The 5,441-nt window shown below is 54.5% G+C and carries 3 protein-coding genes and 1 pseudogene; 1 reads left to right on the top strand and 3 read right to left on the bottom strand.

Annotated elements, in window-relative coordinates:
• Positions 1-210: 210 nt before the first annotated feature.
• Together HMPREF1051_RS04550 and HMPREF1051_RS04545 are read right to left on the bottom strand one after the other, a co-directional pair.
• On the bottom strand, positions 211-1,686 hold the full coding sequence (locus tag HMPREF1051_RS04550) for a porin family protein (protein ID WP_003765030.1): 1,476 nt from the start codon (positions 1,684-1,686) through the stop codon (positions 211-213).
• A gap of 258 nt (positions 1,687-1,944) precedes the next feature.
• The gene (locus HMPREF1051_RS04545) at positions 1,945-3,153 is read right to left on the bottom strand and encodes a Slam-dependent surface lipoprotein (protein WP_003765036.1); all 1,209 of its coding nucleotides are present in this window, start codon (positions 3,151-3,153) and stop codon (positions 1,945-1,947) included.
• Positions 3,154-3,390: 237 nt separating this feature from the next.
• Between HMPREF1051_RS04545 and HMPREF1051_RS15140 the strand changes: the two are divergent.
• Positions 3,391-3,575: pseudogene (locus HMPREF1051_RS15140) on the top strand (hypothetical protein); the annotation flags it as partial.
• 77 nt (positions 3,576-3,652) lie between these two features.
• Here the strand turns inward: HMPREF1051_RS15140 and aspS are convergent.
• A partial coding sequence (gene aspS, locus HMPREF1051_RS04540; protein ID WP_003765032.1) for an aspartate--tRNA ligase occupies positions 3,653-5,441 on the bottom strand: 1,789 nt, incomplete at its 5' end.

Below are 5,441 nucleotides of genomic sequence, written 5' to 3'. Positions count from 1 at the left end.
AGGAGAAAATAAATTCGTGCAACTCATAAAGCCACCCTCTCCCCAGCCCTCTCCCGCTAGACGGGAGAGGGGGTAGGTTGCAGCAGATGGGGAAAAGTATGGGGTGGGGTGTTTGCTGTTATTAAAACTTATTGAATGAGGTCGTCTGAAATTCATAAATCCTTATTTTCAGACGACCTCTTTATGTTCCTATCCATCCTATAAAACGCTTCAAAACTGTTTCTTCACGCCCAACATGATTTCGTTTTGGCGGTAGCGGTAGAACACGGAATTGCTTTTGACGGTGGTGTGTTTGAAGCGCAGTTCGGGGTAGAAGCCGCCGATGTGCCATTGTCTGAAGCCTGCGGCGGCGAGCCAGACGGTTTGGCGGTCGCTGCGTCTTTGTCCGTCTGCGGCGATGCCTGCGCGGTCGTAGAGGTTGCGCCGTTTCATGACGAGGGCGTTGAGGTAGGTGCCGTTGTCAAACAGGGTGTATAAGCCTGTGCGGAGGGTGTATTCGCGGTGGTCGGATGTGCCGCCGTTGTATGTGCGGCGGGTGTAGTCGGAGCCTGCGAACACGCCGGTTTTCGGGGTCAGGGCGTATTCTGCGCCTAAGCCTGTGCGGTATTCGGTGTAGTCGGCGGCGTAGGTTTTCGCGGTGCCGCTGTGGCGGTAGCGTTTGCCCGACCAGTCGGCGTTGACCTGCCATTTGGGGTTGATGGTATGCGTCCACGAGGTTTCGGCGCCGTAGGCGTTGTAGTAGGTGTGGCGGTTGCGCCGTTCGTGTTCGTAAACGGGCATCAGCGATAGGCGGCTTTGTGCGTCGGCGTATTCGTAACCGGCGGACAGTGTGCCTGTTTGGCTGCCGTAGTCGGACAGGGCGGCGTCTGTGTCTTTGCGGCGGTAGTGCGTGCCGTAGACGAGGAGGTTGGTTTTGAGGCTGTGGTGTCCTTTAATGGGGGTGATTTTGCCTGCGCTCAGGCTGTAATTCCATACAGGGGAACGGATGGGGTCGGGCAGGTTTTGGTAGGCGAGGCATTGGCCGTCAAGCGGCAGAATGCAGCGGACGGAGCCGTCGGATTGGTTGATGTTGCTGTTGTAGCCGTAGGCGATGCCGATTTGTCCGTGCCAGCGGCTGCGTTTGTCGATTTCGCCGAGGTATTGTCCGATCAGGGCGCGGGTTTCTTCGGGAATATCGGCGTCTTGTGCGCGGGCGAATGCGCTTCGGGCTTCGCGGTTTTGGTTGTCTTCGGTATAAAGGCGCGCGGTTTCGAGCAGGATGCGCGGGTTGGCGGGGTCGAGTGCTTCTGCCGATTGCAGGTTTTGCAAGGCTTCGGCGAGGCGTCCTTCGGCACGTTGTTTCAAACCGAGCACCAATTTGGGTAGGGCGGGATTGTGGTCGGGCAGGGCGGCGTAGCGCGTGGCGAAGCGTTCTGCCTTTTTCCATTGACGTTCGTTAATGGCATGATAAATCGCGCTTTCCAGCTCTTCGGTATTGTTGCCTACGGTGTAAATCTGACCGCCGATACGGATGTATGCGTCGTCGTTTTCGATGTCGCCTGCGGGTGTGCCGCCGTCCAGCCAGCCGCTTTCCCGATATTGCTGCTGCACGCGCCCGTTTTCTTCGGACAGGCGGCGCAGGTCGTCGCTGTCTGCGTGGGCGGACAGGGGCAGCAGGGCGAGCAGGAGGAGGCAGGATTTGTTCATTCGTCTTCTTTCGGGCTGGTGTGTGGTGGGTAAATTTCGGACGAGGCGGGTTTGTGGCGAAGCGGAGCGGTCGTCTGAAAAGATGCGATTTTGAATCTTGCTTTGTTTTTAATTTGTTTCCGTTTTCAGACGACCCTTGAGGTAATGGGAAGCACAAAAGGTCGTCTGAAAACGGAAGCCGCGGAAATCCGTCCGTAGCTTGCCATAAAACGGGGAAAGCACGGCAATCCGCGCCTTCCCCGTTGTTCTATCGACGGTTTATTGTTTTATACCGCCGAAGGAGATGTCGTCGGCGTGGCTTTCTGTACCACGGGTCGCAATACCCGCCAATGCGGCGGCATTTTGACCGTAGAACTGACCTTTGATGCCTTCGCGGTTGCGGGCTGCATCAGAGGCAAAAGTACCGTTGCGGTTGTCGATTTTCACGCCGGCAAAGTCCAGAGTGTCGGTATGGCGCGCCAGTTTGCCGGTCATGCTGCCGCTGTCGCCCGAACCGAAATAGGCTTTGACGGTACCGGTATAGATATCGCGTTCGCCGGCTTTATGACCGTTGACACCGACTACGTTGTAAGTCACGGTTGCCAAGCCTTTGGTGCTGCCGGTCGGGTTTTTGCCATAGAACCAGGCGGGATGAGCGTTGCCTTTGACATGCGCAGTAGCGGCGGCTTCTGAAGCAGGCGCCCATTCGCCGAAGAACACATTGCCCGAAGCAGTCGGGATTTTGCCGACGGTCAGCAAGCCTTTTCCTTTGCCGTCTTCAGTATTCAGGCTGAACAGCTCGATCTGATTGATGCGGCGTTCGCGGATGACGCGCTCGCCCTTGCCTTCGATTCTGTCGATAACAAACAGGATTTCTTTGTTTTTCAGGTTGTCGGCATCGGCAACGCGGACGGAATTTTTGACTGTGTATTGAGGTTTTGCCACTGCGTTATTTGGATTGTAGGCAGGAGATGCGTCAGCTGTGGTCATGACGCCAACAGGTGTTGTCGAAGTACGTTTGCCATAAATTGGCTCAGAGTAAGGGAAGTTACCATTGTTGACGACAGGTTTAGACGGAGGAGGCGCAATCGGTTTGCCGATAGGGCGGGCAGGAGGTTGGGAGGCTGTGCTCATCACGCCGCTGTCCGGTATCGAAACATTGCCGTCGATTGGCATGGAGTAAGGGAAATCTTGGTTAGCCAATGGTGCACGTTGTGGAGGAGGCGCAGTCGGTTTGACCGGACGTGCAGGAGGCAGGGTTGCGCCCGCCAGCGTCATTACGTCGTCGTGTGCTTTCAAATAAGGTTCGCCGTCGCGCGCTGCGTTAGGATTAATCGGCATGGAATAGGGGAAATTGTGGTTGTCCAAAGTGCTGCGTGCGGGAGCAGAGGTGGGGCGGGAAGCGTCATATGCAAACGCAGAATGCGCTGTGATAACCGCCGTCGCTGCAAAACAGGTTTTTAGAATAGAGGAAGTTATTTTTTTCATAGCAATACTCTTGTCGATAATTAATCAGGATATTGTCTGTATGCGTGCAACAATAAACTGCTTGATGAAACAAGCTGATACATACAGGGGAGGCGAGGATAGCATGACAAGGGGGAAATGTAAAAAATTACTGTGGGATTATGAATATAAACTGATATTACTCAATTAGATTAAATTTAATAGGGCGATTTGCCCATGACTTGATGAGTGTCGGAGGATTAAAATAGAAAATGCCCGCTTACTGACATTCAGTATAGTGGATTAACTTTAAATCAGGACAAGGCGACGAAGCCGCAGACAGTACAGATAGTACGGAACCGATTCACTTGGTGCTTCAGCACCTTAGAGAATCGTTCTCTTTGAGCTAAGGCGAGGCAACGCCGTACTGGTTTAAAGTTAATCCACTATACATCCGTGATGAAAAAGGTCGTCTGAAACCCGTATAATAGGTTTCAGACGACCTTTTGGCTGTCAGGTGTTGTCCACCTGCTTTTAAAAATTACGCTTCTTTATTTTCGGTCGCTTTTTGGCGCAGGCGCAAGCTCAATTCTCGCAGTTGTTTGTCGTCCACCGCATTGGGCGCGTTAGTCAGCAGACATTGGGCGCGTTGGGTTTTCGGGAAGGCAATCACGTCGCGGATGGATTCGGCGCCGGTCATCAGCGTTACCAGACGGTCGAGACCGAATGCCAAACCGCCGTGCGGAGGCGCGCCGAATTTCAGGTTGTCCAAGAGGAAGCCGAATTTTTCCTGTTGCTCTTCGGGGCTGATTTTCAGCGCGGCGAACACTTTTTCCTGCACGTCGGCACGATGGATACGGATGGAACCGCCACCGATTTCCCAGCCGTTCAACACCATGTCGTAGGCGCGGGCCAGGCAGTTTTCAGGATCGGATGCCATCAGGTCTTCATGGCCTGGCTTGGGCGAGGTGAACGGATGGTGCATGGCTGTCCAGCGGTCGCCGTCTTCGTCGTATTCGAACATTGGGAAATCGACGACCCACAAAGGTTTCCATTCGTCCACGAAGTAGCCGTTTTCCGCGCCGTGTTCCAAGCCGACTTTGATACGCAGCGCGCCAATGGCTTCGTTCACGACTTTGGCTTTGTCTGCGCCGAAGAAGATGATGTCGCCGTTTTGCGCGCCGGTACGCGCAATGATTTCTTTCAGGGCGTTTTCAGACAGGAATTTCACGATTGGAGATTGCAGGCCGCTGTCTTCGCCGTTGGAAAGGTTGCTGACATCGTTCACTTTGATGTACGCCAGACCTTTCGCGCCGTAGATGCCGACAAATTTGGTATATTCGTCGATTTCTTTGCGGCTGAATTTCGCGCCGTTCGGTACGCGCAGGGCAACCACGCGGCCGCCTTTCATGTCGGCTGCGCCACGGAAGACTTTGAATTCTTCCGTTTTCATCAGGTCAGTCAGCTCGGTGAATTTCAGGCTGATGCGCATATCGGGCTTGTCGGAGCCGTAGTAGAACATGGCTTCAGAGTAAGGCATGCGCGGGAAATCGCCCAAATCCACGCCCAATGCGTCTTGGAAAACTTGTTTTGCCATGCCTTCGGTGATGTCCATGATTTCATCCTCGTTCAAGAACGAGGTTTCCAAGTCGATTTGGGTGAATTCAGGCTGGCGGTCGGCGCGCAAGTCTTCGTCGCGGAAGCACTTGGTGATTTGGTAGTAACGGTCGAAACCTGCCACCATCAACAGTTGTTTGAACAATTGCGGCGATTGCGGCAGCGCGAAAAACTCGCCCGGATGAACGCGGCTCGGCACGAGGTAGTCGCGCGCGCCTTCGGGAGTAGAGCGGGTCAGCATCGGGGTTTCGATGTCGATGAAGCCTTGCGCGTCGAGATAACGGCGAACGCCCATAGCGACTTGATAACGCAGGCGCAGGTTGCGCTGCATCACCGGACGGCGCAGGTCGATAACGCGGTTGGTCAGGCGCACGTTTTCGCTGATGTTTTCGTCGTCAATTTGGAACGGCGGCGTAGCAGCAGCATTCAAGACTTCGATTTCTTTGGCAAGGATTTCGATTTTGCCGGAAATCATTTTGTCGTTGGTCGTACCTTCGGGACGGTTGCGCACGCGGCCGGTAATGCTCAAAACGTATTCGTTGCGGGCGGAATCGGCAGTGGCAAACGCTTCGGGCGTATCGGGGTCAATCACGACTTGGACGATGCCTTCGCGGTCGCGCAGGTCGATAAAAATCACACCGCCGTGGTCGCGCCGGCGGTGTACCCAGCCTTTGACGGTTACGGTTTGGTCTAAGTATTGCTCGCTGATTAGG

The organism is Neisseria sicca VK64 (assembly GCF_000260655.1).
GTDB classification, from domain to species: Bacteria; Pseudomonadota; Gammaproteobacteria; order Burkholderiales; family Neisseriaceae; genus Neisseria; species Neisseria sicca_B.
Note: the sequence above shows the minus strand (reverse complement) of the source record. Positions and strands in the feature narration are given on the sequence as shown.

Bases quoted from the DNA above. Each gene is read 5' to 3' on its own strand.
- HMPREF1051_RS04550 (WP_003765030.1), bottom strand. From the start codon at position 1,686: ATGAACAAATCCTGCCTCCTCCTGCTCGCCCTGCTGCCCCTGTCCGCC.
- HMPREF1051_RS04545 (WP_003765036.1), bottom strand. From the start codon at position 3,153: ATGAAAAAAATAACTTCCTCTATTCTAAAAACCTGTTTTGCAGCGACG.